At 65.8% G+C, this 26,741-nt stretch carries 24 protein-coding genes and 2 tRNA genes; 9 read left to right on the forward strand and 17 right to left on the reverse strand.

All coding sequences use genetic code 11. The features are described 5' to 3' along the window. Window positions 1-8: 8 nt before the first annotated feature. The 3 genes from GQB03_RS10325 to GQB03_RS10335 are packed head-to-tail and all read right to left on the reverse strand — an operon-like array spanning window position 9 to window position 2,682. Window positions 9-1,391 (reverse strand): hypothetical protein, encoded by a 1,383-nt coding sequence (locus tag GQB03_RS10325; protein WP_159688436.1) that lies wholly within the window; start codon window positions 1,389-1,391, stop codon window positions 9-11. 18 nt (window positions 1,392-1,409) lie between these two features. Continuing rightward, a complete protein-coding gene (locus GQB03_RS10330) occupies window positions 1,410-1,676 on the reverse strand; it encodes a PAAR domain-containing protein (protein WP_159688438.1) in 267 nt (88 codons plus the stop codon). Window positions 1,677-1,686: 10 nt separating this feature from the next. Further along, window positions 1,687-2,682 carry a M15 family metallopeptidase gene (locus GQB03_RS10335; RefSeq protein ID WP_235027018.1) on the reverse strand — a complete coding sequence of 332 codons (996 nt, stop codon included), beginning with the start codon at window positions 2,680-2,682 and terminating at the stop codon, window positions 1,687-1,689. A 120-nt stretch (window positions 2,683-2,802) separates the two neighbouring features. Here GQB03_RS10335 and GQB03_RS10340 point away from each other — a divergent pair, with 120 nt between their 5' ends. Continuing rightward, a complete protein-coding gene (locus GQB03_RS10340; protein ID WP_235027019.1) occupies window positions 2,803-3,384 on the forward strand; it encodes a hypothetical protein in 582 nt (193 codons plus the stop codon). A gap of 25 nt (window positions 3,385-3,409) precedes the next feature. On the opposite strand, the gene GQB03_RS10345 is transcribed toward GQB03_RS10340, so the two are convergent. Further along, window positions 3,410-4,408, reverse strand: coding sequence for a zinc-dependent alcohol dehydrogenase family protein (locus tag GQB03_RS10345; protein ID WP_235027020.1), 999 nt, complete (start codon window positions 4,406-4,408; stop codon window positions 3,410-3,412). A 215-nt stretch (window positions 4,409-4,623) separates the two neighbouring features. Between GQB03_RS10345 and GQB03_RS10350 the strand changes: the two genes are divergently transcribed. The 5 genes from GQB03_RS10350 (at window position 4,624) to GQB03_RS10370 (ending at window position 8,311) form a co-directional block, all read left to right on the forward strand. Then, the gene (locus tag GQB03_RS10350; RefSeq protein WP_159688445.1) at window positions 4,624-5,115 is read left to right on the forward strand and encodes a peroxiredoxin; all 492 of its coding nucleotides are present in this window, start codon (window positions 4,624-4,626) and stop codon (window positions 5,113-5,115) included. Then, window positions 5,102-5,581, forward strand: coding sequence for an FKBP-type peptidyl-prolyl cis-trans isomerase (locus GQB03_RS10355; protein ID WP_159688448.1), 480 nt, complete (start codon window positions 5,102-5,104; stop codon window positions 5,579-5,581). The genes GQB03_RS10350 and GQB03_RS10355 overlap by 14 nt, the downstream gene beginning before the upstream one ends. Window positions 5,582-5,682: 101 nt before the next feature. Further along, window positions 5,683-7,731 (forward strand): ABC transporter ATP-binding protein, encoded by a 2,049-nt coding sequence (locus GQB03_RS10360; RefSeq protein ID WP_159688449.1) that lies wholly within the window; start codon window positions 5,683-5,685, stop codon window positions 7,729-7,731. Between the two features lie 88 nt (window positions 7,732-7,819). Further along, a complete protein-coding gene (locus tag GQB03_RS23540; protein WP_407644535.1) occupies window positions 7,820-7,984 on the forward strand; it encodes a DUF4124 domain-containing protein in 165 nt (54 codons plus the stop codon). Window positions 7,985-8,011: 27 nt separating this feature from the next. Further along, entirely contained in the window at window positions 8,012-8,311 is a 300-nt protein-coding gene (locus GQB03_RS10370; RefSeq protein ID WP_159688455.1) for a hypothetical protein, read from the forward strand. A gap of 100 nt (window positions 8,312-8,411) precedes the next feature. On the opposite strand, the gene GQB03_RS10375 is transcribed toward GQB03_RS10370, so the two are convergent. After that, window positions 8,412-8,486 (reverse strand) — tRNA-Val (locus GQB03_RS10375). Between the two features lie 27 nt (window positions 8,487-8,513). After that, window positions 8,514-8,588 (reverse strand) — tRNA-Val (locus GQB03_RS10380). A 129-nt stretch (window positions 8,589-8,717) separates the two neighbouring features. Between GQB03_RS10380 and gltX the strand changes: the two genes are divergently transcribed. Beyond that, window positions 8,718-10,115 carry a glutamate--tRNA ligase gene (gene gltX / locus GQB03_RS10385; protein ID WP_200832174.1) on the forward strand — a complete coding sequence of 466 codons (1,398 nt, stop codon included), beginning with the start codon at window positions 8,718-8,720 and terminating at the stop codon, window positions 10,113-10,115. Window positions 10,116-10,187: 72 nt separating this feature from the next. Here the strand turns inward: gltX and GQB03_RS10390 are convergent, their stop codons facing one another. The 11 genes from GQB03_RS10390 to prfB form a co-directional block, all read right to left on the reverse strand. Then, window positions 10,188-10,994, reverse strand: coding sequence for an outer membrane lipoprotein (locus tag GQB03_RS10390; protein WP_159688457.1), 807 nt, complete (start codon window positions 10,992-10,994; stop codon window positions 10,188-10,190). A 118-nt stretch (window positions 10,995-11,112) separates the two neighbouring features. Then, a complete protein-coding gene (gene mnmC, locus GQB03_RS10395; protein WP_159688459.1) occupies window positions 11,113-13,026 on the reverse strand; it encodes a bifunctional tRNA (5-methylaminomethyl-2-thiouridine)(34)-methyltransferase MnmD/FAD-dependent 5-carboxymethylaminomethyl-2-thiouridine(34) oxidoreductase MnmC in 1,914 nt (637 codons plus the stop codon). 24 nt (window positions 13,027-13,050) lie between these two features. Beyond that, on the reverse strand, window positions 13,051-13,584 hold the full coding sequence (locus GQB03_RS10400) for a hypothetical protein (RefSeq protein WP_159688462.1): 534 nt from the start codon (window positions 13,582-13,584) through the stop codon (window positions 13,051-13,053). A gap of 34 nt (window positions 13,585-13,618) precedes the next feature. Continuing rightward, window positions 13,619-15,121, reverse strand: a complete 1,503-nt coding sequence (gene lysS, locus GQB03_RS10405) for a lysine--tRNA ligase (RefSeq protein ID WP_159688465.1) — start codon at window positions 15,119-15,121, stop codon at window positions 13,619-13,621. A 133-nt stretch (window positions 15,122-15,254) separates the two neighbouring features. Continuing rightward, a complete protein-coding gene (locus tag GQB03_RS10410; RefSeq protein WP_159688468.1) occupies window positions 15,255-16,334 on the reverse strand; it encodes a GGDEF domain-containing protein in 1,080 nt (359 codons plus the stop codon). 98 nt (window positions 16,335-16,432) lie between these two features. Continuing rightward, on the reverse strand, window positions 16,433-17,671 hold the full coding sequence (locus GQB03_RS10415; RefSeq protein WP_159688470.1) for a hypothetical protein: 1,239 nt from the start codon (window positions 17,669-17,671) through the stop codon (window positions 16,433-16,435). Further along, the gene (locus tag GQB03_RS10420; RefSeq protein ID WP_159688473.1) at window positions 17,668-20,673 is read right to left on the reverse strand and encodes an AAA family ATPase; all 3,006 of its coding nucleotides are present in this window, start codon (window positions 20,671-20,673) and stop codon (window positions 17,668-17,670) included. Before GQB03_RS10420 ends, GQB03_RS10415 begins: the two co-directional genes overlap by 4 nt. Continuing rightward, window positions 20,673-21,380 (reverse strand): hypothetical protein, encoded by a 708-nt coding sequence (locus tag GQB03_RS10425; RefSeq protein ID WP_159688476.1) that lies wholly within the window; start codon window positions 21,378-21,380, stop codon window positions 20,673-20,675. The genes GQB03_RS10420 and GQB03_RS10425 overlap by 1 nt, the downstream gene beginning before the upstream one ends. Next, window positions 21,380-22,687, reverse strand: coding sequence for a hypothetical protein (locus GQB03_RS10430; protein WP_159688479.1), 1,308 nt, complete (start codon window positions 22,685-22,687; stop codon window positions 21,380-21,382). The genes GQB03_RS10425 and GQB03_RS10430 overlap by 1 nt, the downstream gene beginning before the upstream one ends. A 9-nt stretch (window positions 22,688-22,696) precedes the next feature. Further along, window positions 22,697-23,968, reverse strand: a complete 1,272-nt coding sequence (locus GQB03_RS10435) for a hypothetical protein (protein ID WP_159688481.1) — start codon at window positions 23,966-23,968, stop codon at window positions 22,697-22,699. 33 nt (window positions 23,969-24,001) lie between these two features. Continuing rightward, window positions 24,002-25,106, reverse strand: a protein-coding gene (prfB, locus tag GQB03_RS10440) for a peptide chain release factor 2 (protein WP_159688484.1) whose coding sequence is annotated in 2 segments (ribosomal slippage) — window positions 24,002-25,024 and window positions 25,026-25,106 — 1,104 coding nt in all. Because the reading frame shifts where the segments join, the coding sequence is not laid out codon by codon here. A gap of 295 nt (window positions 25,107-25,401) precedes the next feature. Here prfB and GQB03_RS10445 point away from each other — a divergent pair. Then, the gene (locus GQB03_RS10445) at window positions 25,402-25,599 is read left to right on the forward strand and encodes a hypothetical protein (protein ID WP_159688487.1); all 198 of its coding nucleotides are present in this window, start codon (window positions 25,402-25,404) and stop codon (window positions 25,597-25,599) included. Window positions 25,600-26,329: 730 nt separating this feature from the next. Further along, window positions 26,330-26,741: SEFIR domain-containing protein (locus GQB03_RS10450; protein ID WP_159688489.1), on the forward strand; the 412-nt coding region annotated here is incomplete at its 3' end.

The following is a 26,741-nucleotide window of genomic DNA, read 5'->3' on the forward strand; positions in this document are numbered from 1 at the left end:
GCCGGAGTTCAGGAAAGGGGCCGGGCGGGCGCGGGTGTCACGACAACCGCGGCGCGGTCGATGCTGTCCTGGGCGAACAGGCACAGTGCCGGGCGGGCGTCCTGTGTCGCGAGTTCGCTCGCCAGGGCGAGAGCGAGCAGTGGCGCAACGATGCCGGTGTCGCCGCAGCCGGCGCCCAACGCGAGGACATCGGTCGAGGGGTCGAGATGCCCGAATTCGTCGCCGAGTGCGGTGAAGACCTCGACGGCAGATGCGGCGCGGTGATCGATATCGCCGATCACGACGCCGATCTGTTCAGGCTGAAGCTGCGCTTGCGACATTGCCCGGCTGCGGACAGAGGAGAGCGTTTCATCCTTTGTGCTGTTGTGCGTGCCCGGAGGTGCCGGGCGCCTGTCGCGCACCGCTTCGGCCATCCGTGCAGCGCCGATGTCGTCGGCCGGATCGCACCGTGGCGGCCCGAACAACAGGGCGGCGGCGGCTTCGCCGGGAATGCGCCCGTGCTGGTTGTGTGCGTTGAAGAGTGTGCCGGCGTGCTCCCAGCCGAGGATCACATCCTCGGCGAGCGACGATTCCGCGGCCATCACCAGCAGCGGCGCCGAACCTGCATCGGCCGGATGCTCGCCGAAAAGCACCTGCAGGAGTTCGGCGGTCGAAGCTGCAGGCACGATTCGTATTTCGCCCGGGGGGTGTTCCAGCACTTCCCGGTGTTCAAGCAGCCAGGCTTCGAGCATGGGGAAGCAGTGGCTCGGCCAGCTTTGCGGCACGAACCAGCACAGCCGTGGCGCGAGCGTGGCAGTGGCACTCGATTCAGTGGGGGCCTCGTCGAGCGCGGCGAGGATGTCGGGCAGGGCGTGCTCGAGGATCGCCAGCGCTCGTACGATGGCCGGCTGGTGGATCGGTGCGGCGCCGATCCGTGAGGCGAGGGTGTCGAGCCGCGCCGCGAGATCGTCGCAGTCGAGCGCCTCGACGCGCCCGGCAAACACCGGGAATCCGTCGGCGTCACGCAGCTGCGGGTCGGGCCCGGGCCGTCTGCCCGCCTCGAGCGCGTTACGCAGCTGTGCGACGCCGGCGCCCTGCGCGGTGTGCACGAAGCTGGCCTTGAGCGGCCGCCACAGTGCCGGCCGAAGCTGCTCGGGCGGCGTGGATGTCTGCGCGGAAATTGCCGGCTGTGGCGCGGCCGCCGGCACGGCGGGATACCGCAGGCCGTCGATGAATGCCCGCAGAAGCGCATAGCCTCCGAGCAGCGCGAGGGGCAGCAGCGCCATGTAGAGGAGCATGTCGCGCGGGCTCGGTGTGTGTAGACGGTCGGCCCACCAGGCGAGGACCAGCGCCCATACCAGCGAGCAGGCGAGCAACAGGACGAAGCCTGTACGGATGATTCGGATGACCATCGGCGGACTGTCTGCGGCTCAGTCGGTGGTCAGCGACTGGCTGGCGATCAGCATTGCACCGCAGGCGGTCAGATCACCATGGCGGGCCGCCGGCTGGCCATCGATCAGCGCGGAGGGATCGCCGCTGGCAATCACGGTGACGCGTCCATGACCCTTCTTGGGACAGCTTACCTTGTCGCCGACCCGTGCAATGCCGCGGCCGTTGCAGTCGGAAGTTGGAGAGGCGCTGATTACCGTACCGCCGTGACTGGTCCTGTCCCCGATGAGGATGAATGGTCTGCTCATGCCGTGTTTTCTATGATTTCGTCGAGGGGCGGCCGAGCACGCCGGGACGGCGCAGCTCGACATGCCCGAAGTCGCGCATCGTCCAGCGCCCGCCCCAGGTCAGACCCAATGATTCGGCGATCTCGCCGTAGAGCCGGTAGCCGCGCGCCGCCCACGGATCGTTTTCGTCGATGACGATCTTTCCGTCGGCGACGAAGGCGATGTCGGCTGCGAGTCCGTATTGGTGATAACTCATCAACGCGCCGGCGCGGGTGATGTGCGGTCCGAGTGCGGCGAGACGCGCCTGACGCTCGGGGCTTCGGTAGCCTTCGAGCAGCACGGGTTCGTATCCGTGACGTTCGCGCAGGGTCCGGAAAACCAGCAGGAGGCGCTGCCGGAAGGCATCGTCGAGGCGGATCCAGTCGCGGCTCGCAGAGGCGAGTTCGGGGATGATGCGTTCGACCTCGCGGGTCTGGAAGACCGCGGGTGGCAGCGGCCGCGGTGGCACGAGTTGTTCGCCGGCGAGCAGGGTTTCGATGTGCCGGTTGGCGCTGTCATCGAACTCCTCGTAGAGAAGTTCGGGCCCGGTGCTATGGAACATCACGATCAGTGGCGGGATGGCGACGAGGAGGAGCGCCAGCGCAAACCGGCGCCCCGCCCGATGTACCCCGCCGCGCGCCGCGCGCATCGGTCCAAGGATGGTGTCCGGTGCTGCACGCAGGGCAAGCGCACTCCTTTGAATCCATTGCGCGGCGTGCCTGGCGCCGGGTCGGGCGGCGGAAGCGAGCCGGGTGACGATGCTTCTGCGAAGGCCGGGGAACGCGATCAAGGCAAGGATCGAAGTGGCCACGCAGAAGTACGCGGCGATCAGGACAGGCATTTCGGTCGATTGATGTGAATGCGGGTGTATGACGATGGAAACTGAGGTTAGAATCCGAACGGCGCGAATTTTACGACAATTGAATTTCCATATGGCATTTTTTTGGATTCCTCCAGGACGTTCGGCATGACACGAAGCGGACGCCAAGCTCCCAGCCTGTTCTCCTCGTCCCTGACGCAGAGGGACGCCGCGCCCACGGCCATACTGGCGGCGCTGTCGGGTGACGGTCGTGAATGCCGCCGCATGGGATCCTGGCGAGTTGCGGTGATGGGTTTCCGGATGGCGGCCGTGCTCGCGGCGCTGGCTGCTGCCGGCTATGTGTTCTGGCCGATGCCGGCAGTCGAGGCGCCGCGTGTGACGGAGGATTTCCGGCGGCCCGCAACACCGGCCACGGTGCCCGATTCACGTTCACCCATGGCGGATGCGCTGCCGGACGTCAATTCGGCGCCGGCGCACATCGTGGTCGCCGAGGTCCAGGACCCCCCTTCGCAGCCGATGAGGGTCGCGGCGGCGCCCCGGCCGGTCGAGCGACAGGCGCGGGTGACACCGACCCAGGTGAGGTCTGCTGCGGCGACGCCGGCGCCCGTGACGGCGGTGACGAACGAAAACCGCGCCTTGGGTGGGCCTGCGGAGAGCATGAGGATCACCGGCGAGGACAGCGACGTGCGATTGCTAGCCGCGTTGATGGTCCATGCCGGCCCGATCGTTCTGCCGGACGATACTGCGCATCGTGCTCTGCGCGATTGCGGGGTTCTGGCTCCTCTTGATCGTGAGGCCTGCGTGGCTGAGCTATGTCGGCGCGGAAGGATCTCGGCCGCAATATGTCAGGTGCCCGCCGCGGCTCGATGAATCGTCGCCGAGGCAGGAGGCGGACTCAGGGGATCAATACTGCGGCACCCTGCAGCAGGCCCTCGCGAAGTTGCGCCAGCGCGTGGTTTGCCTCGGTCAGCGCGTAGCGTGTGACCGATGTCTCGATCGGAATGCGCGCGGCGATGTCGAGAAAGTGCTCGCCATCCGAGCGGGTCAGGTTGGCGACCGACACGATGCGACGCTCCCCCCACAGGATGTCGTAGGGAAAGGTCGGGATGTCGGACATGTGAATGCCTGCGCAGACCACGCTTCCACCCTTGCGCAGTGCCCGCAGCGCAGCGGGCACCAAGGCGCCGACCGGGGCGAAGATCAGTGCGGCGTCGAGTGTCTCGGGTGGGTGCTCTTCGCCATGGCCGGCCCAGCTTGCACCGAGGCGGCGCGCAAAGGCCTGGCTCTCGTCGTCACCCTTGCGTGTGAAGGCAAACACGTCGCGGCCTTGCCACACCGCGACCTGGGTAATGATGTGCGCGGCCGCGCCGAATCCGTAGATGCCGAGGCGCCTTGCATCTCCAGCCATTTCCAGTGCGCGGTAGCCGATCAGGCCAGCGCACAGCAATGGTGCGAGCGCAGCCGCGTCGGCATCTTCCGGCAAGGGAAAGCAGTAACGCGCATCCGCAACGGCATACTGCGCATAGCCGCCGTTGATCTGATAACCCGTGAAGCGCGCGTTGTCGCAGAGATTCTCGTGATGCGTGTCGCAGTAGCCACATTGGCCGCAGGTCCAGCCGAGCCACGGAACGCCGATCCGCCGACCGGTGGACAGCCCGTCGACACCGTTTCCGGTCGCGACTACGCGCCCGACGATTTCGTGACCAGGGATGATCGGCAGCACCGGATCCGGCAACTCCCCGTCGATCAGGTGAAGGTCTGTCCGGCACACGCCGCAGGCTTCCACCCGGAGCAGGACCTGGCCCTTGCCGGCCCGCGGCACGGGTAGCTCACACAGCTCGAGTGCGTTGCCGGGGCTTGCAAGGCGCATCGCGCGCATTGTGGTCTGTTTCACGTTTTTTCCTCGAATCCTGACCGTTCGGACGATTTCGCCTTGAGGCGGCAGCCGGCTTGGGCTATTCGTTCACAAACGCCATGCCGAAGAAGCCTTGCGATCAACGACGACAGTGACGCCAGAGGAGAGAGACAATGCATCTGCCACCCGCCGAAAGCCTTGGTAGTGTTCGCGGTTCGACTCGGATAAAATCGCCCGCACGTCAGGGAGAACCCATGCTGCGAAGCGGAGATCGTGCCCCCTCATTCTCATTGCCCGATGCAGACATGGAGATTTTCGACTTCGCGTCGGTACTCGGCAAGCAGAACGTGGTGCTGTATTTCTACCCCCGCGACAACACCCCCGGCTGTACGCGACAGGCGACCGATTTCAGCGATCACAAGGACCAGTTCGACCGGCTCGGCTGCACCATCCTGGGGGTCAGTCCCGATGATTGCCTGACGCACGCGGAGTTTCGCGACGAGCACGGGCTGGCAATCAATCTGCTCTCCGATGAAGACGGAGAAGTCTGCCGCCTTTATGATGTGCTCAAGAATCGCGAAGTGGATGGCCGGAATCGGGTCGGCGTCGTGCGATCGACATTCGTGATCGACCGCGAGGGTATCATCCAGGCTGCGCTCTACGACGTCACGCCAAAGGGCCACGCGGCCGAAATATTTGAACTCGTCAAGCAACTCGAAACAAGGAAGCTCAATGCAAATCGCTAAGAACACCGTCGTTACGCTCAAATACACCGTGCGTGATCCGGACGGCAACATGATCGACGACGGTCAGCATCCGCTGGTCTATCTCCACGGCGGCTACGACGGGATCTTCCCCAAGCTCGAGGAAGAGCTTCATGGCAAGAACCAGGGCGAGCAGTTCCAGATCAAGCTCCAGCCGGACGACGCCTTCGGTGATTACGACGAGGAGTTGGTGCTGGTCGAAGAGGCTTCCCTGTTCCCCGAGAACATCGAGGTCGGCATGTCCTTCGAGCGCGTCACCGACGATGGCGAAGAAGAGATCGTTTATCGCATCACCGACGTCGCGGAGGGCAAGGTGGTGGTCGATGGCAATCATCCGCTCGCCGGCATCGCGCTGTTGTTCGACGTGACCGTTGCCGAGGTCCGTCCCGCCACCGCAGAAGAAGTGAGCCATGGCCACGTGCATGGCGCGGGTGGCCATCACCACTGAGTCCTCTCCGGACACTGTGTCTGTGTCCCGCCTTGCGGGAATGATGTCGGGCCGCCACTGTGCGGCCCGCGCCATATCCAAAGCTTCGAAAGACCTGCCCCATGACCATGCTTGAAGAACTTCCGAAGCCGGCAGCCCTCGCCGCCGACTTGCTCGCGGTGCGCGGGCTCAAGGTCGAACTGCAGACGCCGCGGGCGACGCTGAGGCCGGTGGATGGCGTGTCGTTCGCTGTTCGCGCTGGTGAAACCTTCGCGCTGCTGGGCGAGTCCGGTTGTGGCAAATCGATGACCGCGCTGGCGCTGATGCGCCTGCTCCCGATGGCAGCCCGGATTGCGGCCGGGCAGGTGGAATTCAGTGGTCGCGATCTGCTCGCCCGCCCTGAAGCTGCGATGCGAGAGGTTCGCGGCGGGCAGATCGCAATGATCTTCCAGGAGCCGTCAACCAGTCTCAATCCGGTGATGACGGTGTTTGACCAGATCGCCGAAGTGCTGGGCTTGCATCGTGGTCTGTATGGTGAGGCGGCCCGTGGCGAAGCCTTGCGACTGCTTGGTGCCGTGGGGATTCCCGATCCGGCCGAGCGCCTTTCTGCCTATCCGTTCGAATTGTCGGGCGGCATGAAGCAGCGGGTGATGATCGCGATGGCGCTTGCGGGAGAGCCACAGTTGTTGATCGCCGACGAACCGACCACCGCGCTGGACGTGACCATCCAGGCCCAGGTCCTCGAGGTGCTGATGCGGCTGCAGGCCGAGCGTGGCATGGGCATGCTGTTGATCACCCATGACCTTGGCGTGGTCTCGAAGATGGCCCATCAGGTCGGTGTGATGTACGCGGGGGAACTGGTCGAGACCGGAGACCGCGCGCACTTCTTTGCGGCGCCACTACATCCCTATTCGCGCAAACTCTTTGCCGCGCTGCCTTCCGAGGCGTTGCGAGGCCACGCGCTCGAAACGCTTCAAGGGACGGTGCCACCGCTCGATCGAGCCTTCGCAGGCTGTCGCTTTGCCGACCGCTGTCCCGCGGTGATGGCGCGCTGCCACAGCGAAGCACCGGGCTGGCACAGTGTGGATGGCCAGCAGGTGCGTTGCCATCTGTTCGAGAACGAGCGCGCGGAATGGGTCAAGGCCGCGCCCGGAGCGGTAGTGCCAGCGGCCGCCGCAAAAGCCGATGGCCCGGTGCTCGAGACACGCGGTCTCGAAGTCCATTTCCCGATTCGCAAGGGTTTGTTCAAGCGTGTGGTCGGGCATGTCCGTGCGGTCGATGGGGTGTCGCTCTCGATTTCCGCCGGCCGTACGCTCGCCTTGGTTGGCGAATCGGGCTGCGGCAAGACGACGGTCGGCAAGGCCATCCTGCAACTCGTGCGCCCGACCGCGGGTGAAGTGCTGTTCGGCAAACATCAACTGGTGGGACTTTCCCCACAGGCCATGAAGCCGCACCGCAAGGGGTTGCAGATGGTCTTCCAGGACCCCTTCGCTTCGCTCAACCCGCGCATGCGCATTGGCGACATCCTGCTCGAAGGCATGGCTGCGCTCAAGGTCGGCGAGAGCCTCGAAGCGCGATCCGCGCGCATCGACGAATTGCTGCAACGGGTTGGCCTCGACCCCGCGATGCGCAGCCGTTTTCCGCATGAATTCTCGGGTGGGCAGCGCCAGCGCATCGCGATCGCCCGCGCACTCGCGGTCGCACCCGCACTCATCGTCTGCGATGAGCCAACCAGCGCTCTCGATGTTTCGGTGCAGGCCCAGATTCTCAACCTGCTACGCGAGCTGCAAGCCGAGCTGGGGCTGTCCTACCTGTTCATCACGCATAACCTCGCGGTGGTCGATTATCTCGCCCACGACGTGGCCGTGATGTACCTCGGGCGCATCGTCGAGGCGGGCCCCGCCGAGCAGGTCCTTCGTGCCCCCGCGCATCCCTATACCCGGGCCTTGCTGGCAGCCGTGCCGAAACTTGACGGTGAGCATGGCTTCGCGGCGGGAGCGGGTGGGGAAATACCGTCTCCGATCAATCCGCCCGGGGGCTGCCATTTTCATCCGCGCTGCCCGTTGGCGCGGGAGGTGTGTCGCGGCGAATACCCCGGGCAGACCACCTTGGGCGGTTCGCACGTTGTTCATTGTCACGCGGTGAGCGAGGGGTGGGGAGGAGCCCATTAAGTCGCGGTGCCTTGCCGATCATTCCGATACCGTCGTCGGACGGGAGCGCTCGATTTTGAGATCCATTGCCATTGGACTGGCCGCCGCAATGCTTGTAAGTCATGCCGCTGCCGACGTTTATCGATGCAGGGAGGGTGGTCGGATTGCGTTCTCCGACTCTCCGTGTGAAGGTAGTGGAGAAAGAATCAAGGTCGCGCCGGCAATCGGTCAGGGCGCACCAATTGATGAGACGAGCCCTTCAGCAGGTGCTTGAGCACCGGCTCGGAATGAGACTGATCGGTTGCGAGCGATCAGCGATCGGAATCAACGCGAGCTCAAGCTGCGCGATACGATCAGAGAAATTGAACGAACCGAAAAGGCGCTTGCGATACTTCAGGACGACCTCGATCGAGATCTAATGCAGTTGGCGCTGAAGAAGCGCCGAGCGAACAACAATCTTGCCGGCGCCACATGGGAGGCAAGCATCTCGACCGAGATGGAAGCCACTACCACGCGTTACAAGGCAAGGATGGACGCCGCACAGAGCAAGCTTAACGTGTTGATCGAGCAAAGAACCCGACTGGAGGGGCGGGAACAGTAGGGGTACAGGTTCGCCGACCTGGGGTCGTTCTCGCTGAAAAACCCCGCCGCCGAATGGCAAAGAGGCCCAATCTGTAAGACAGGACCTCTCGCATCGTTCGTGGTGGGCGGTACTGGGATCGAACCAGTGACCCCTGCCGTGTGAAGGCAGTGCTCTACCGCTGAGCTAACCGCCCGTCTTGCGACGGATTGTCTTCTGAGCGTGGTGGGCGGTACTGGGATCGAACCAGTGACCCCTGCCGTGTGAAGGCAGTGCTCTACCGCTGAGCTAACCGCCCGCGTCAGAAAGAGGCCGGATTTTAATGAGGCGTAGCCGTGCGCGTCAAGGTATTGCGCGTGTGGAAGTGGGGCGACTGGCCCGATTGACGTAAAATGCGCCTCTTTCGCGTATCCGACTGCTGCCTTCGATGACCACCCAGATCCGTACCCGTTTCGCACCCAGCCCCACCGGCTTCCTGCATATTGGCGGTGCTCGCACCGCCCTGTTCTCGTGGGCCTTTGCCCGACGTCATGGCGGGCAGTTCATCCTGCGTGTCGAGGATACCGACGTGGCTCGGTCAACGCCCGAAGCGGTGCAGGCCATCATCGATGGCATGAAGTGGCTGGAACTCGACTGGGACGAGGGGCCGTTCTACCAGATGCAGCGCATGGATCGCTACAAGGAGGTGGTCGCGCAGATGCTGGCCTCGGGCGCCGCCTACTATTGCTACACCACGCCGGAAGAACTCGATGCCCTGCGCGAAGCGCAGCGGGGGCGGGGCGAGAAGCCGCGCTATGACGGCCGCTGGCGTCCCGAGGCGGGCAAGACGCTGCCGACGCAGCCGGCGGGTGTCAAGCCGGTGGTGCGCTTCCGCAACCCTGCAGAAGGGTCGGTGCACTGGGTGGATCTGGTGAAGGGCCGTATCGAGTTTGCCAACAGCGAGCTGGACGACCTCATCATCGCGCGCCCGGACGGTACGCCGACCTACAACTTCTGCGTGGTGGTCGACGACTGGGACATGCAGATCACTCACGTGATCCGCGGTGACGACCATGTGAACAATACCCCGCGGCAGATCAACATCCTGCGCGCGTTGGGGGCCGACGTGCCGCAGTATGCCCACTTGTCGATGATCCTTGGCGACGATGGACAGAAACTCTCCAAGCGCCACGGCGCGGTGAGCGTGATGCAGTATTCCGACGACGGCTACCTGCCCGACGCGGTCATCAACTACCTCGCACGGCTGGGCTGGAGTCATGGCGACGACGAAGTCTTCTCGCGCGAGCAGCTCACCGAGTGGTTCGACCTGGACCACATCACCCCTTCGGCCGCGCAGTTCAACACCGAGAAGCTCAACTGGCTCAATGCGCACTACATCAAGCAGACACCCGATGCGGTGCTGGCTGCCGATGCGGCCAACCGGCTTGCCCACCGGGGAGTGAATCCTGAGCAGGGGCCCGCTCTCGAGACAGTGATCGCGCTCTACAAGGATCGCATCGCGACGCTGGTCGAACTGGCCGATGCGGTGGAGCCGGTGTATCTGGACATTCGCCCTTCGGACGAGCTGCTCGGCCAGCACATGACCGAAACCTCGAAGGCGGCGCTCGCCGAGCTGATCGAGGCCTTTGGCAACTGCGAATGGAGCCGTGAGGCGATCAGTGCGGCGATCAAGGCGGTAATGAAGAATCACGGCCTGAAGATGCCGCAGGTGGCGATCCCGCTGCGGGTGCTGTTGCTCGGGATGACGCAGACGCCCGCGATCGACGCCTTGGTGGAAGTGATGGGCCGTGAGCTGGTTACGCGGCGGGTCCGCGCCTACCTGTAATCCGGCGACCGGGCGCCCGCCCGATGGCGGGCGTCACACCGCCCGGACGACGCGCCGGGCCAGGCGGCCGATTCAGAACCGCGCGGGGCCGCCGACCTGTTCGTTCGACGAATAAGGCTCAGGCTGCGCGCCCTCGGGTGATACGAGGCGGCCATTGCGTACGGCCACACGGTCGCCCTCGCGCCAGGCGGGCGCTTCCTTGAGCGCGATGACGCGATGTTCGCCGTCGTCCATGCGTACCGACACTTCATAGCGCGTCACTGTGCGCGTGGTCTTCTCGACCTGGTGGCCTGCAATACCGCCAAGTACTGCGCCGCCGATGGTGGCAAGGTCCTTGCCGGTGCCCTTGCCCATCTGGTGGCCAAGCACACCGCCCAGTACGCCGCCCGCGATCGCGCCGATGCCCGATCCCTCGCCACGCGCCTGGATCGGGCGGATGGCTTCGATACGGCCACAGTCGAAGCACTGCAGATGAGGCTGGGCGCGCGGTACGACCGGTTCGTCGTAAGCGACCGGCGCGGGCTCGGGTTCGCTGCGTGCGATCGGCTTCTGATGCGGCTCGGGGCGTGCCTTTGCGATCGTGGTCGGATGCTTTTCCGGGACGGGCTTCTTTGTCGGTGCTTCCGTGTGAGCCGGCTCGACGGTGGCGACCGGCTCGGCGGCGGCCTTCGTGGCTGCGGGGACCGGAGTCGGCGCAGGCTGTTCTGCCACGACTGGCGGCGTGCCTTCCTGCAAGTCGGTGGTTTTTTGCATCGCAGCCGAGCCGGACGGCAGCAGGCCGGTCATCGAGGCGATGCCGAGCATGCTGACCACGGTGACCGAGATGGCCGCGATCCAGAGCATGGGATGCAGGCGCGGGGCAGTAGGTTGGGTGCTCATCGGTGATGCTCCTGAAAGGTCTCGCGCACATTAACGTCGCAGTGCCGTTCAGGCGCACGTCAGCAATCAAGGCTTACAAATCAGTGCCATCCGGCAGCGGGACACGTTCGGCCTCGGCTCATTCTTCCGCACGCATCTGCCGGGCGGGCTTCAACAGGAAGCGGGCCGGGTCGAGCGCGTCTGCCAGGTCACGCTCCAGCGGCAGCGGATCGCCATCAAGCTGGCTGGCGAGGAGTTCGCCGGCGAGGCTGCTCCATACCAGCCCGCGCGCGCCGAAACCGGACATCGCGAACAGGCCGGGATGGCGGGGCAGGTGGGCGAGAAGCGTCGAGCCGGCAGGTCTCTCGCCGGTCGGAACCGCGCCGATCATCGGCAGCCGGTCGGGCGAAGCAGGGCGGAAACCGACTCGGCCTCCGAGCACGGCGGGATCAAGCCCGGAGGCGAATCCGGGCAGGATGAAATCGAGCTTGGCAAGGTTTTCGCGGTGTTCGTCGAGCCGCATCGCGGGATCATCGTCATCGACCAGGAAGGTGGCGCCGGCGCAGCGCTGGCCGTCGATCGCGGGGCTGACGTAGCCCAGCCGGCACACCACGACACGAGGTACGCTGCCAGGAGCGGCCGGCAGGTGTGACACTTGTCCACGGGCACTTCGCACGGGCAGGGGCGAGGCTTCGGCGACCTGTCGGATGCCGACACCGTTGGCGAGGATGACGACGGGCGCGCTGGCGATGCTGCCACCATCCGAAGCGATCGCATGCCAGCGATCATCCCTGCGCTCGAGACAATCGAGCGTATTGCCGAAGTGGCGGTGGATCTGCGCGCCGACGGAGAGAAGATTGGCCTCGCACAGGCTGGGTGGCTCGACCCAGCCGCCGCCGGGGAACCACCAGCCGCCCAACGGAAGCGGCCAGCCGGCGATCCGCGAGGCCTCGTCCTTGTCCACGAAGCGCAGGTAATCCGCGGGCGCTTGCTGCAACTCGACCACCTGACGCTGCTTGGCCTCATGTACCGGGTCGCGGGCCAGATGCAGTACGCCACAGGCTTCCCAGCGTGGTGGCACGGTGCATGTTGCAAGGGCCTCGAGGTGACGGCGTCCGTAGAGGCTGCCTGCCCGGGTAAGGCGGGCGAGGCGGTTGTCGTCGAGGCTGGGCAGGGGCCGCAGTACGCCTGCCAGATTCCCCGAGGCACCCTGCCCGGGGCGGGATGCGCTGTCGATGATCTCCACCCGCCAGCCGCGTGTCGCCAGCCGGTTGGCTACCGCGGTGCCCGCCAGTCCGGCGCCGATTACCAGCGCCTGACGGTCCGTCGGTTCCGGCACCGGGTCGGCGCGCCGTGTGAATCGGCCGCGAAGCATTTGCCGCTTGCCGCCGAATCCGGGTGCCTTCTCGACCACGAACCCGGCATGGCCGAGCGCCTCGCGCACCTTGCCGGACACCGACCAGGTTGCAAGTGTGGCGTCGGCGGCGCACAGCCGTGCCAGCAGGTGGCAGACCCGCGGGCTCCACAGTTCGGGATTGAGGGCAGGCGAGAAGCCATCAAGATAAAGCGCGTCCGCCCGGGCGCTGACCTGCGCCAGGCCGTCAAGTGCGTCGCCGAAAAATAGCGTCAGGCAGACCTGGTCGTCGTCGAAATGCAGGCGGTGTAGGCCGGGCGTGAGGGCCGGCCAGCGCGCGTGAAGTGCACGCGCATGATCCGCGAACTCTGGCCAGCGTCGGTGGAGCGTTTCAAGGTCCGCTCCGCTGAAGGGGTGTTTCTCGAACGAGATGAAGTGCAGCCGCCCGCAGCGCGATGGGTCGCTGCGCCAGGCGGCCCAGGTGGCAAGGAAGTTCAGACCCAGGCCGAAGCCGGTCTCGACGATGACGAAACGCCTGCGATCCCGCCAGCGCTCGGGCAGACCGTTGCCTGCCAGAAATACATGCCGGGTCTGGCCGAGTCCGCCGTCATGTGAGTGATAGACGTCACCGAACTGCTCCGACCACGGGGTACCGGTGGCGTCGAGGGCAAGTGCGGCGGGCTGGATGACGGTGTACATCGCGGGAGGTGCTGCCGAGGCGTGTCAGTGGAGAATCTTCGGGGTCTCGTCCGACTCGGGGGGCGTTGACACGGGGCGTGCGTCGTATTCGAGCGCCAGGCCCCAGTCGGCGACATTGGCGGCAGCGCGCAGCATCGAGCAGAAGATTTCCATGAGGCTCTTGTCGAGTTCGAGCACAAGGCTTCGCTCGCGCGGTTCACGCAGGATCAGGCGGCAGCGCCCGGCGCCTGGAGCCTCGATCTGGCACTCTGCCACCAGCAGCGGCTTACTGCCGAGCGGGCGGGTGAGCTGATCGTCCTTGAAGGGTTCGCTGAACGTACCTTCATTCTTGGCGGGCTGCTCGGAGGCCGAGCCTTCGCGGTTTGTTGCTGCGCCACCCAGGTGCCCGCCCAGTACGCGAACCAGGTGCGGCCAGATCTCGCGCACGAAACGACGTGTGAGATGCGCGCGAATCTCCTCGTTCGCCGTGGTCGATACCCGAAGGACGAGGCGGTCCTGTATCGCGTCGAAAGCGACCTGCAACTGGTGAATGCTCAAACCGGCTCCTGATGGGCTCATGCAGGCCGGTCATCGACCGGCCTGCGGATGTCACTCACTCCGGACGCATCTGCGGGAACAGGATCACGTCGCGGATCGCGGGGCTGTTGGTCAGCAGCATCACCAGGCGATCGATACCGATGCCGCAGCCCCCTGTCGGCGGCAGGCCGTATTCGAGCGCGCGCACATAGTCGGCGTCGTAATACATGGCCTCTTCGTCGCCGGCATCCTTGGCGGCGGCCTGCGCCTGGAAGCGCGCAGCCTGGTCTTCGGGGTCGTTGAGCTCGGAGAAGCCGTTGGCGATCTCGCGGCCGACGATGAAGAGCTCGAAGCGCTCGGTGATGCCGGGGTTGCGGTCCGAGGCGCGTGCCAGCGGGCTGACTTCCACCGGGTAGTCGACGATGTAGGTCGGGTTCCACAGCTCGGCTTCGGTGGTCTCCTCGAACATCAGCAACTGCAGCGTGCCGAGGCCGGTGTCCGGTTTGACGTCGACCTTCATCGACGAGAGTTTCTCGCTCAGCCAGGCGGCGTCATTGAGCTGATCCTCGGTATAGCCCGGGTGATACTGGCGGATTGCCTCGACCATGGTGAGGCGGGCGAATGGTTTGGACAGGTCCAGCTCGCGGCCCTGGTAGCTGAAGACCTCGGTGCCGAGCGCTTCGCGGGCAGCGTGACGGAGCAGGCCCTCGGTGAAGTTCATGAGCGTCTGGTAGTTCGCATACGCCTCGTAGAACTCCATCATCGTGAATTCGGGATTGTGGCGCGGCGAAAGGCCCTCGTTGCGGAAGTTGCGGTTGACCTCGAATACCTTCTCGAAGCCGCCGACCACCAGGCGCTTGAGATAGAGCTCGGGCGCGATCCGCAGGAACAGCTCCATGTCGAGCGCGTTGTGATGGGTAACGAAGGGCTTGGCCGAGGCGCCGCCCGGGATCGGATGCATCATCGGCGTCTCGACCTCGAGGAAGCCATGGCCGGTCATGTAATTGCGGATCGACTGCACGAGCCGGCTGCGCGCCACGAAGGTAAAGCGCGACTCCTCGTTCATGATCAGGTCGAGGTAGCGCTGGCGATACTTGGTTTCCTGATCGGTAAGGCCATGGAATTTCTCGGGCAGCGGGCGCAGGCTCTTGGTGAGCAGGCGTGCTTCGCTGCAATTGACGGTGAGCTCGCCGGTCTTGGTCTTGAACAGCGTACCGACAGCGCCGACGATGTCGCCAAGGTCCCACTGCTTGAGCGCTTCGAGCGTTTCTTCGCCGGCGTCGTTCTTCGAGACGTAGAGCTGGATACGGCCGGAAAGATCCTGGATGGTCAGGAAGGCCGCCTTGCCCATCACGCGCTTGAGCATGATGCGGCCGGCGACCTTGACCTCGACCGGGGCGGCCTCGAGTTCTTCGCGACTCTTATCGCCGTACAGCTCATCGAGCTTGCCGGCGGTGTTCTCGCGGGAAAAATCGTTGGGGTAGGCTTTCCCTGTCTTGCGCCACTCGGCGAGTTTGGCGCGACGCTCTGCAATCAGCTGGTTTTCGTCCTGAACGGGCAGGTTGGTGCTTTCAGACATGAATGGGCTCTTCAATCAAGGACAATCGTGGCGGCCCCGTCTCCGGAGCGCTTCGCGTCGGGCACGCGGGCCGTGACGCAAGACCGCGAATTTTGACACAAGCGGTCCGATTCGTCCTGCCTCGCGGCCGATCTCAGATGAAGAGTTCGTCGATGTCGGCCTGGATGCTGCTGTGGTCCGGCGCCGGAATGAGTTTGAGTTTGCCCTGCATCACCAGCTCGTCGAAGCTGCCGACCTGGTTGCGGCCGTGTTCCTTGGCGTAGTAGAGCGCTGCGTCGGCCCTGCCGAGCAGTTCGGCGGGCGTGTAGGCGGGATCGATACGGGTATAGCCGACCGAGCAGGTCACCTGCCCGACCTGGGGAAAATCGTAACGTTCGACCGATAGGCGGAAGCGTTCGAAAATGCCCTTCACGTGATCTTCGCGGACGTGACGGATCATCACCACGAACTCTTCACCACCAAAGCGGAAGAGCTTGTCCTGGACGCGGAAGCAGCTGCGCATGCGCTCGGCGAAGAGAAGCAGGACCTCGTCCCCGAACAGGTGGCCGAAGTTGTCGTTGATGCGCTTGAAGTGATCGATGTCGAGTACGCCCAGCCAGCACGGCATGGTCGCGCCGGTGCTTTCGCTGCGCCGGTCGTTGGTACTGCGCTCGGCCCTTTCGGCAAGCGCGATGAGCTGCTCGAAGTTGGTATCGAAGGTCTTGCGGTTGAGGAGCCGCGTGAGCGTGTCGAGATTGGCGTATTCCCATACGCGCTGACCGTTCTCGAAGCACTGGAGCAGCACGCCGACGGCCTTGAGCAGTTGACGCTCGGGACGGTGCATGGAATGGACTTCCAGCAGCCACTTGGCTTCCCCGAGAGGGCCGATCGCGAAGGCGATGCGGGCACGATCGCTTTCGCGCGCCACGGCGAACGCGCGCGGCGAGGAAAGTGCCTCGCCGAGCAGCGGGTCGCAGCCGAGGTCGAGCTGATCGTGCATCGAGATGTCTTCCCAACGGGCGCCGCCCTCGTCGCTGAGGCCCCATCCCAGCAGGGCGAGTCCCAGGCCGCGGGTAGAGAAGTGGACCCGGTACAACAGCACCGAATATGCCTCCAGCGCCGCCTGGACACCGAGTGCCAGGGTGCTCTGAGCTTCCGCAGGCGCTTGCAGCCGGGACAGTGCTTCGGCACAGTCCAGCAGGCGGGCAAGCGCTGTTTGATCGGATGTCTGCATTCGGATGTTCGGGTTGGCAGCGTCGTGAAATGCGTTCGGCCTGTTCGGTGCCGGTTTATCGGCGGAATCGCGCAAAACTGAAGCCTGACGGGCCCCGCTCAGCCGAACAGTCCCTCCTGCTCGCCCTTTTCATCGTGTTCCCGCATCCAGGTCGCGAGCGCGGCGAGTTCCGGATGGGCGGCCAGGGGCGGCGCAAGCGCATCCAGCCGCTCGCGGTCTCGTTGCGACAGACTGGTGCGATGTGCAAGACCCGCGAGATCCCCGGCGCTCATCATCCAGGGGTGCCATTCGATCATCGCGTCGGACCACGGCGCGCCGGCTTGCAGCGCGATCGCGATGCCGTCCGGGTCCGGGTCGCAGGCGATCAGCGCTGGTGCCGGTGCCAGCGCGAGCAGCCTGCGCATCGCTTCGCGCCACCACGATGGCGGATAGCCGGGCAGCCAGACCACCGCGTCATCGGGCGCGCGGGTGAGGACGACCTTCTCGAAAGCGGTGCGGTTCTCCAGCAGCAGCCAGCGTTCCGGCGGGTTTGTCATCGTCTCGATCGAGGCCATTACGGAGGGCGGCAGACCGATGAAGCTTGGGACGGAAGACAGATCCAGCACACCGCCTGACCATTCGAACCGGCTCGACGCCGCGATCAGCAGCAGTGGCGCATGCACCGCGATGCCGAGCGACGACAGATCGAACTGCTCCTCGAGCCAGCGCCATTCGGCCGGGCTGATGCCCTTGGTGTTGCCGCGGCTGAACAGGGCGAAATCGCGCCGCGTGGCATGGCTTCGGGCGCGGCCGGCGTCATGCCACGCCTGCAGCGCGTCGAGCAGTTCGAGACGCGCGAGCGCCGTTCTGGCTGGCAACGGCGCCAGCGCCTCACGGGCTGCCTCCAGGGCCGGATGCGAATAGGTCACGCCGCGCCTTCCGGCGAGCTTGTTGGCCGCTTCATCCGGCTCGGCAATGCCGAGCGCGCGGCGCAGGCGCTGCGGATCGATGAAACGCACCGACTCCGGGTGCCAGCCGTGAGGAGTGCGCTTTTCCTTGAGCTCGAGTTCGCCGTGCTTCAGAAGCATCCGGAAGAGCGGCTCGACCGCGTTGGCCTGGGTGGTGCCCGCCCTGGTGTAGAGACTTTCCCACTTGATGAGCGTCGTGGCCGTGGCCTTGCGAACCCAGGTGGTGAGCACCTGCCGCCAGTTGGTGGGCAGTACTGCGGGGTCGAGTTCCGGCGCATCCAGCGCGCGGCGCAGTCGCTTGCCCTTGAGGCTGGCGCGCAAGGGGTCGCCGAGCCACTGGTTGCTGATGCCGTCTTCGTCGGCAGCACTCCAGGGATTCGGTTCGCTCATGCGCCGGTGTCGCGCTGGATCACCCCGATGGGCGGCGCCCAGGCCTCTCCCGGTTTCTTCTTGCGCGTCACCAGGGTGAGCAGGGAGGGCGCGAAGATGTTGGCATTGTGGGTCACCGGCGTGGTGATCAGGTACTGGGCGCGGGTGGCGCGCAGGAAGCTGCCGACGCGGTCGATGTTGGCCACGTCGAGGTGGGCGAAGGGCTCGTCGATGAAGACGAAACCGCCGGGGCGGGCGTCGTCCATGAGCAGCCCGATCAGCAGCACCAGCGACTTCATCACCTGTTGCCCGCCGGAGGCCTCGCCGTCGTTGAGGCCAACGGCGCCCTTGCGGTCGAAGTCGAAGCGCACCTCGAGGCCGGCGTGGTTCAGCGAAACGTCGTCGTTCTCGAGGTGCGGCGTGGGGCAATCGACGTCCACGCCGGCCAGCTCGCCGAGCGCCTTGAGGTTGCGGCCATACTGGCGCACCGTGGCCCGCAGCTTGGCGATGTAGGCGGCGCGGGCCTCGGTGGTGAGGCGGCGGGTGGTGTTGCAGTAACCGTCGCGCTCGGCGTAGTCGCGCTCGCGCTGGGCCACGTCGGCGGCGACCCGGTCGCGCAGGGTGAGCACCGCGGCATCGGTGACCCACTCGCCCTCGTCGATGCGGCTGCGCAGCCGTTCGAGTTCACGCCGCGCACCGTGCGCGCCACCGTAGCGCTCGTCGAGCTGGGCGAGTTCCTGAGGGTCCTGCCAGCCGGCCGGCATGCCGCGCCGGCGGCGGCGCAGCTTCTGGATGCGCTCGGCCTGGCCGTGGCGACGGGGCGCGTTGTCACGCTCGATCTCGGCAAGGCGCTGCTCGCTGCCCCTGAGGTCGCGCTCGCGCCGCTCGATCTCGATATTGATACCGTTGATCTGGCCGGACACCTCGTCCAGCGCCGTCTTGGCGTCGACGCGGTCGGCGATGGCAGCGGTGAGCCGGCGCTGTGCGTCGGGCAGCGCCATTTCCGCGTCGGCGTACTGGGCTGCCTTGGCGGCCAGCAGCTGCCCGGCCTGGAGGCCCATGAGCTGTTGACGCAAGGTGGTCAGCCGCGCCTTGGCCTCGTCGAGCTGCGGATTCAGCCGCTTGCGCCCGGCGTCGAGCCGTGCCACTTCGGCCTCGAGTGCCTCGATCCGTGCCTGGCGGGCGAGCTCGCCGAAATGAAAGTCGCTGGGGCGCCCGAGGTGGCGCGCGCCGCGGTGCTCGCGGTGGTAGCAGTCGCGGGTAATCCATTCGATGTCGCGTGGCAGGTTCCGCGCCGCCTCGACGCTCTCCACACGGCGGATGCGGTTGAGCAGGGTCGCGAGCCAGCGCGGCACCGGCGCCGAGAAGCGCACTACCTCGGCGAGACTCATCGCGTTCGCCGGCGGCGCCTCTTCACGCTCCGGCACGATGAAGTGGCGGAAACGCTCGCGCTCGCCGAGCGACCAGGCCGCATGGCGGTCGTGTTCGTGCGTCAGCAGCACGATGTGCCGGTATGGCCGCAGCACCGCTTCGACCGCCGCCTGCCAGGCAGGGTCGGTGACCTCGACGATCTCGGCCAGCCCCTGGTGGGCGATGCCCTCGGCGTCGAGCTGCTGGCGGAAGGCGCTGACAACCGGGTCGGCCGGCGGGCCGCGGCGGCTACGCGCGTTGCGTAGCTGCTCGCTGCGGTCCTCGAAATCCGCTACCAGCTGGCGCTCGTCGCGGCGCAGCGCATCGAGGCGCTTTTCCACCTCTTCGTGCTCACGCTCCAGCGCCACCGCATCCGCACCGTGCTCGGCGGCGAGCTGGGCGCGCAGCGCGTCGCGCTCGGCGAGCAGCTTTTCGAGGTCGCGCACTTCATCGTGGGCGGCAAGGTGGCTCTTGTCGGCGTCCAGGTCGAGGCTGCGCAGTCTGGCGCGGCGGCTCTCGGCCACCTCGCGCTCCTGCCGCACCGTCGCCAGCCGGTCCCGCGCGATGCGCTGCTCGTGGCGCCGTTCACGCCGTTCGGCGGCGAGCTGGGCGCGCAGCGCGTCGCGCTCGGCGAGCAGCTTTTCGAGGTCGCGCACTTCATCGTGGGCGGCAAGGTGGCTCTTGTCGGCGTCCAGGTCGAGGCTGCGCAGTCTGGCGCGGCGGCTCTCGGCCACCTCGCGCTCCTGCCGCACCGTCGCCAGCCGGTCCCGCGCGATGCGCTGCTCGTGGCGCCGTTCACGCCGTTCGACGGCGAGGCGGGCGAGTGCTTCGCGTTCGGCGTTGATCGCCGCCGAGAGCTCGGCCACCTCGAGGCGCGGCACGATCTCCGCGTCCAGCGCCGAGGCCTCGTCGGACAACTGCTTCCATTCAAGGAAGCGGTCGGCCTCGAGCCGCTTGGCGTCGGCCTGGGCGCGCAGGCGGTCGAGATCGACGGCAAGGTCGGCGAGCTCGCGCTCGGCGTTCATCTGCTCTTCGCGCGCGGCGCCGTAGTTGTCCAGCACTTCCTTGTCGCCGAAGACGTCGAACACCAGTTCCAGCAGCGCCTTGGGCGAGTATTCGCAGAGCTTGTCGGTGTCGCCCTGCTCGAGCGCCAGCACCTTGGCGATGGCCGGTGTCAGGCCGCCCCAGGCGAGGCGGCTCTGGTAGTCGCGCAGGCCGAGCCAGTCGTTGGCTTCCTCGAGGGTCTCGATCGGCACGTCGCCATCGACGATGGTGTAGTCGCGCATCCATTCGCCACCGCCGCGGCGGATGCGGCAGGCCAGCGTGACCTCGTCGTCGAGGCAGGGGAAGAAGGGGCGCTTGCCGGTGTTGCCGGGGCGGTTGGCGACCACCGCGCGGATCCACGCAAAGCTGCGATCGGCGCGGCGTACATAACGGCGGAAATCACGCTTGCCCGAGCAGCGCAGTGCAAAGAGCGTGCGCAGCGCATCGAGCAGGGTGGTCTTGCCGGAACCGTTGGGGCCGACGATGGTGATGATCTGGCTGTCGAGTGGCAGCGTGAAGCGGCGCCAGAAGTCCCAGTGAACCAGTTCGATCTGCTTGATGTGAAACATCAGCCCTGTTCCTCGTCGTCGTCTTCGTCGGGCAGCGTGTCGGCTACCTCGAATGCGTTTGCCTCGGGCACCGCATGACCGGCGGCGCTGAGCACCTCGGCGAGGGTGCCGTGGATCACCCGGTCGGCCATCAGCCGATAGTCGAGCGCCACGTCGAGCAGAGGTCCTTCGGCGATGATCCCGTTGCGTCGCTCGATGAAACCAAGGCGGGCGAGCTTGCCGAGCGCAAAGTTGCGCACCTTGGTCTTGCCGCCGAGGGCCGGACCGAAGTCGGCGATCAGCGAGGCTTCCGAAAGCCCGCCCGATACCGCGTCGCCATGTTGCATCGGCTTCTCTGCGCCGAACATGTCGCCCTGTCCGTCATTGACCAGCTCCTGGCGGGTGACCTGGCGCTCGCGCTTGGGCAGAACGATGAGCGACCAGATGACGACCAGCAGGGCCACCTCGTCGCGGCTCAAGCCCATGTTGGAGGCGGCATACTCGCGACCGGCACCGAACACCGGTTCGGCCATGTCGGCTTGCAGCGCCACCGCCACGTGGGCCGCGTAGGGGTTGTCGAGCAGGCGCAGGCCGACCTCGCCGAGGCGTCGGTCGAGCTCGTTGCGGAAGGTCTCGTCGACCAGCGCGCGTCGCACCAGCGCGTCGCGGCGCGGCAGCCAGCGGCCGGCCAGCAGGCGCGCGGTGAGGGTTCTGAGTTCGTGTTCCATCAGGGATTGTTCTCCGCAATGTTCGGGTCCGCGGCGCGTGCGTCGCCGGCCGTGCGTGGGCGCACATGCCCTTCGGTGATGGCGGCGATCTCGTCCTCGCCCACGGGAATCAGCCGATCGCTGAAATCGACATCGAGCGGCAGCCGCATGAAGTCGCCGACCGCACCTTCGGCCGGCCCGCCGCCTTCGCCGTCAGCAAGCAGCGCGAGCAGCGACAGGCGGTACGAAGCCGGCGCGAATCCGCCGCCATTGACCACGTCGTGCAGCGGTGTCTGCGCATGCACCGCGCCAAGGCGGCGGGTGAAGTGTTCGAGCAGGCGCATGTCTTCCTGCTCCACCGCGGCATCGGCGGGTGCCTGGTCGGGTGGTGGCAGGGCCTGCTCGGTGTCGGCCTTGCGGACTTCCTCTGAGAGCACCGCCTCGGCCCGGTCGAGTAGCTCGTGACCGCCGGCCAGCAGTGGCAGGTCGGGGGTGACGCCGATCGCATCGGCAGCCAGCGCGGCGAGGTGCGCGCCGCTCTGCCGGCGCAGCCAGGCGGTGACGTCCGAGGACGAGATGCCGGAGGCGCCCAGCGTCACGCGCTGCGACTCGATCTTGTTGAGGGCGCGCTGGAAGGCCGCATCCACCCGGGCCAGCCGCGACTGCGCGAGCGCCACCCGCTGGGCGAGGCGGGCGAGGTCGAAACTGCCCTCCGGGTCGGCGAGCAGGGCGCGCACGATCTCGGTGCCGCGTTCGATCCAGCGCAGGTTGGCGGCGAGGCGCCGGCGCGAATCGAGAATGCGGAACTCCGAGCCGGAAGCAATCGCCTCTTCAAAGTGCCAGGTCAGGTCGTTGAGCTTGGAGAGCAGGTGGCCGAGCGCTTCGGGCGTGATGCTGCCGACCGCCTGCAGTCCCGCCAGCTGGGCGGTGAGAAAGCCGAGCTCGGCGTCTTCCTCGGTGGCAAAACGCAGCAGCATGGCGATCGAGGCGACGGCATTGCGGCCAAGATCCGAGAGGTGATAGAGGCCGTCGTCGGCGAAGGACAGCAAGGCGTTGTCGCGCAGGCGCTTGAGTACCGTCTCGAGCTTGACCGGATCGACGTAGGTGAAGCGCGCCCGCAAGGCTTCCGGCGTCCAGCGCGGCGCTTCGGCCTCGTGGCCGATCTCGCGCAGCACCAGCAGGCGCAGCAGCACTTCGGCCTCGGAGCCGCGAAAGAGGGTGATGAAGGCGCCCACCAGCGGGCGTGCGCCCACGAGCGTCGCCAGTTCAGGTACGTCGTCGGGATCGATACCCGGTGCGAGGATCTCGTCGAGATTGAAATCAGTCATGAGAAGCCGCTACTCGTGGTCGGGTGAAATGGCCGCGGGGTTGTGGTAGGCCGGCAGCGCGGCGATGCGCGCTTCGATCTGGTCCACCATCTGGCGGTAGGCCGGCGAGTCGATGCCGCCGAAGCGCTTGCGAAACGCCGCGGCGGAAAGGCCTTCCGGAAGATCCGCGGCGTGTGGCATGAGGTCGGCGTCCGTCGGCGTGGAGCGCATCACCTTGTCGAGCCAGTCGGTTTCGTCGCTGGCAAGTTCGCCGAAGCGGGTGCCGGCGCGGTCCGCGGTGAGATCGCCGAAGGAAAAGCCGCTGCCGCCCTGCGAGTCGGCGAGTTCCTTGTAGAGGCCGATCGCATCGGCCAGCGGTTCGCCCGCCCAGGCGGCGATGGCGGCTGACACCACGAAGTGCTGGGCCCAGTCGATGCGCCCGTGAAGCGTCAGCCGGGCCGGCACGATCTGCGGCCAGGCGGCGGCTTCGGGAATGATTGCGTCGAATTTCTTGTTGGCCAGCCGCGCGGCGAGGACCAGCAGCGAGGCGCGTACCGCTTCACGCTGCGGCGCAGCCTGGAGCAGCGGCTGGAGGACGGCGGGCAGCGGCGCATGGCGTAGTTCCGGGTGGAAGGCGAGCAGGCTGGCGAGGCGCGTCTGCGCGGCCTTGAGGGCCGCGCGCGTGGCTGCATCGCTGGCGACGTCGCGGGCCTTGTCGAGCAGCTCCGGTTGCCAGGCGTAGGTCAGGGTCGCAAAGCGAGGCGCCAGCGTCACGCGCTGCACGCTGCGCTCGATCAGGTCGAGCTCGTCGCCGTAGCCGGCAAGCTTCAAAGCCGGACGGTAAAGCGACGAAAGCAGGGCACCGGGAACGGGCAATCTGCCAATGCGCGCAGTCGCTACCTGCAGCCTGCCCTGAGGCGCGGTGAACTCGAGACTCAGGTTGAGATAGCGCCCGAGGCTGCGGGTCAGCGCCCTGTCCGGCAGCGGCAGGCTCACCTGCAGCTTCGCGGCGTCCTTGCCCAGCGTCAGCCGCGAACGACCGGCGGAGCGACGGCTGATGCCGTAGTTGATCAGCTCGTCGAGATCCCCGGCCGGTACGCCGACGCTGCGCACCTGATCGCGCGCGAGCCTGCGCGGGTCGTGGTACTGGAGCAGCCAGCGTGCCCGCGCTACCACCCAGGGCGACACCGTGTCCGTGCGTTGCACCGAGGCAGTCCCGTCGAGCGCGAGCACCAGCAGCGCGCCAATCGCGATTGCCCCGACTGCCAGCAAAGCGACGACCCAGCGGACGAGCCTTCGCATCTTGTCTCGAAACCGATCTGCCGCAGGGGCGGATCAGACGCCCTGCTTGAGGCTCGCCTGGATGAAGTCGTCCAGGTCGCCGTCGAGCACCGCCTGGGTGTTGCCGACCTCGTAGTTGGTCCGCAAGTCCTTGATCCGCGACTGGTCGAGGACGTAGGAGCGGATCTGGTGGCCCCAGCCGATATCGCTCTTCGAGTCCTCGAGCTTCTGCTGCTCGGACTGGCGTTTGCGCAGTTCCGCCTCGTAGAGGCGCGCACGCAGCATCGACCAGGCTTCGTCCTTGTTGCGGTGCTGGGAGCGGTCGTTCTGGCACTGCACCACGATGCCGCTGGGGATGTGGGTGAGGCGCACCGCGGAGTCGGTCTTGTTGATGTGCTGGCCACCCGCGCCGGAGGCACGGTAGGTGTCGGTGCGCACGTCGGCGGGGTTGATGTCGATCTCGATCGAATCATCCACCTCGGGAAACACGAACACCGAGCAGAAACTGGTGTGGCGGCGCGCGTTCGAGTCGAACGGCGACTTACGCACCAGGCGGTGGATGCCGGTTTCGGTGCGCAGGAAGCCGTAAGCGTATTCGCCATCGACCTTGATGGTGCAGCTCTTGATGCCCGCCACTTCGCCTTCGGATTCCTCGAGCAGCTCGACCTTGAAGTCGCGGCGCTCGCAGTAGCGCAGGTACATGCGTTCGAGCATGCCCGCCCAGTCCTGGGCCTCGGTGCCGCCGGCACCGGCCTGGATCTCGATGAAGCAGGCGTTGGGGTCCATCGGGTTGGCGAACATGCGGCGGAACTCGAGCTCGGCGATCTTCTTCTCGAGCGCGGCGAGGTCGGTCTCGACGGCCACCATGGTGTCCTCGTCGTCCTCCATCTCGGCCAGCTCGAAGAGCTCCTTGAGGTCGTCGGACATGCGGTCGGCTTCCTGCAGCGTCACCACCACCGATTCGAGCGCCTTCTTTTCCTTGCCCAGCTCCTGGGCGCGGGCCGCGTCGTTCCACACCGCCGGATCTTCCAGCGCGCGGACTACCTCTTCAAGCTTTGCCTGCTTTTCAGGGTAGTCAAAGATACCTCCGGAGTTCGAGCCCGCGACGCTTGAGGTCCGCCAGGGCCTCGGCGATGGTGTTGATGCGTTCGGCTTCCATGCTGCACTCCAGAATTCGACTAAACCGCGCATTATAGCGGCAAGAGAGTGCGGCAGGCGGTACGATCGCGGTGACCGTGCGAGGTCGTCGTGATGCGGATCGCCGGTTGCCGATTGACTCGCCGGGGCTCTTTCCGGGGGCCCGTCGGTGCGTCCGGGAAGAGCCGCTGGTCCGCTTCGCGCGGGTGTCAGGTTTACGAAGGCGCGCCGGTGTTATCGTCGCTGTTCGGAACCCAGTCGAGCGATCGCGCCTCGATCGCGATTCCGGTGAGCCGGATTGTTGGAAGGAGCACAACATGCAGATCTCTTCGGTATCCACTGGCGCGCAGTTGGCGGCGCTCGCAAGCACGGCCGTGTCGCCCGCCGAAAAGAGCGAGCTGCGCGAACCCGATGGCGACCGCGACGACAAGACCGTTCAGGCCAGCGCGCCGACCGCACCGTCGGTCAACCTGCTCGGCCAGCGCGTGGGCACGATCATCAACACCCAGGCTTGATCCCGTATGCTGCCTTCCTGGCGGCATACGGATGTGATTGTCGAGGCACGCCGCCGCGAAAGCGCTGGGCACGCCGTATTCGAGGGGCAGGGTGCCCGCTCGCTCCGTTCCGTGGCGCCGAGGTTTCGCTTGTCATGAAACAGGATGTGGCATTTAATCTAGCCTGCATCGGCCGCTTCCGCGCGGATGTCGCAATGCTCGAGCCGGATGCGTTCGCGTACGACGTCCACCAGGTGAGGCCGAGAGGGCAGGGAAATCATGAGCGTGGTATCCGACATCGCAACCGGTCAGTCTCGAATGACTTCGATTAAAGTCAGTGACTTGGCGGGCTCTGCCAGATTATCCACCTGTCGTATATCCTGGTTGCTCGGCACTTTGATGTCGACTTCACGTTCCCAGCTCACAGAGTGCTCGGTCTGAAATTTGAGCGGCCTATCACAACGATGCCAGGTTCATATAGCCCAAAAAACCCGCTAATTTGTGAAGCGCGCGCAGCGCGCACGTATAACACCGCAGGTGTTCATGCGGACGTGCCGAGTACGCTTCGGACTGAACTGCACGATTTTGGTGTGTTTAGCGGTGGTTTTGGGGACGTAGTTGTCATTGAGCGTGCCGCTCTTTGTGTCCGAGAACGACTCATTCGAGCCCACACCGCTCGCTTCGCTCCCGTCTTCGCCCCCTTCGGGGGTGGTGCTCAATTCGGAAGTTATGCCTTTGGAGACACCACCTGATGACCGCCCCGAAACTATTTATGTCATACAGTTGGTCTAGCCCAACTCATGAGCAATGGGTTATCGACTTGGCGACCGAATTACGTGAGTCAGGCATAGACGTAATTCTGGACAAATGGGATTTGAAGGAAGGGCACGATGCAATTTCCTTCATGGAACAGATGGTCACAAACTCTGAAATCAAGAAGGTTGCCATCGTTTCGGATCAGACATATGCAGCCAAAGCTGACGGTCGCGCAGGAGGGGTCGGAACAGAAACACAAATTATTTCCAAGGAAGTCTACCAGGGCTCCCGCAGCTACCCACATGTCGTTGACCTCACAGGAAAGTCGTTGACGATCATGCACTTGCAGCACCTCTGTTCACAGCGCCTCGATTTGTGTAGTTTCCTGCCTTTTTGGACGGGCGATG

The sequence above is a fragment of the Cognatazoarcus halotolerans genome, from assembly GCF_009800965.1.
Taxonomy (GTDB): Bacteria; Pseudomonadota; Gammaproteobacteria; order Burkholderiales; family Rhodocyclaceae; genus Cognatazoarcus; species Cognatazoarcus halotolerans.

Bases quoted from the DNA above. Each gene is read 5' to 3' on its own strand.
- mnmC (WP_159688459.1), bottom strand. From the start codon at position 13,026: ATGTACACCGTCATCCAGCCCGCCGCACTTGCCCTCGACGCCACCGGT.
- GQB03_RS10390 (WP_159688457.1), bottom strand. From the start codon at position 10,994: ATGAGCACCCAACCTACTGCCCCGCGCCTGCATCCCATGCTCTGGATC.
- gltX (WP_200832174.1), top strand. From the start codon at position 8,718: ATGACCACCCAGATCCGTACCCGTTTCGCACCCAGCCCCACCGGCTTC.
- GQB03_RS10430 (WP_159688479.1), bottom strand. From the start codon at position 22,687: ATGACTGATTTCAATCTCGACGAGATCCTCGCACCGGGTATCGATCCC.
- GQB03_RS10340 (WP_235027019.1), top strand. From the start codon at position 2,803: ATGGGTTTCCGGATGGCGGCCGTGCTCGCGGCGCTGGCTGCTGCCGGC.
- GQB03_RS10435 (WP_159688481.1), bottom strand. From the start codon at position 23,968: ATGCGAAGGCTCGTCCGCTGGGTCGTCGCTTTGCTGGCAGTCGGGGCA.
- GQB03_RS10415 (WP_159688470.1), bottom strand. From the start codon at position 17,671: ATGAGCGAACCGAATCCCTGGAGTGCTGCCGACGAAGACGGCATCAGC.
- GQB03_RS10400 (WP_159688462.1), bottom strand. From the start codon at position 13,584: ATGAGCCCATCAGGAGCCGGTTTGAGCATTCACCAGTTGCAGGTCGCT.
- GQB03_RS10425 (WP_159688476.1), bottom strand. From the start codon at position 21,380: ATGGAACACGAACTCAGAACCCTCACCGCGCGCCTGCTGGCCGGCCGC.
- GQB03_RS10325 (WP_159688436.1), bottom strand. From the start codon at position 1,391: ATGGTCATCCGAATCATCCGTACAGGCTTCGTCCTGTTGCTCGCCTGC.
- lysS (WP_159688465.1), bottom strand. From the start codon at position 15,121: ATGTCTGAAAGCACCAACCTGCCCGTTCAGGACGAAAACCAGCTGATT.
- GQB03_RS10445 (WP_159688487.1), top strand. From the start codon at position 25,402: ATGCAGATCTCTTCGGTATCCACTGGCGCGCAGTTGGCGGCGCTCGCA.
- GQB03_RS10355 (WP_159688448.1), top strand. From the start codon at position 5,102: ATGCAAATCGCTAAGAACACCGTCGTTACGCTCAAATACACCGTGCGT.
- GQB03_RS10420 (WP_159688473.1), bottom strand. From the start codon at position 20,673: ATGTTTCACATCAAGCAGATCGAACTGGTTCACTGGGACTTCTGGCGC.
- GQB03_RS10360 (WP_159688449.1), top strand. From the start codon at position 5,683: ATGACCATGCTTGAAGAACTTCCGAAGCCGGCAGCCCTCGCCGCCGAC.
- GQB03_RS10350 (WP_159688445.1), top strand. From the start codon at position 4,624: ATGCTGCGAAGCGGAGATCGTGCCCCCTCATTCTCATTGCCCGATGCA.
- GQB03_RS23540 (WP_407644535.1), top strand. From the start codon at position 7,820: ATGCTTGTAAGTCATGCCGCTGCCGACGTTTATCGATGCAGGGAGGGT.
- GQB03_RS10330 (WP_159688438.1), bottom strand. From the start codon at position 1,676: ATGAGCAGACCATTCATCCTCATCGGGGACAGGACCAGTCACGGCGGT.
- GQB03_RS10410 (WP_159688468.1), bottom strand. From the start codon at position 16,334: ATGCAGACATCCGATCAAACAGCGCTTGCCCGCCTGCTGGACTGTGCC.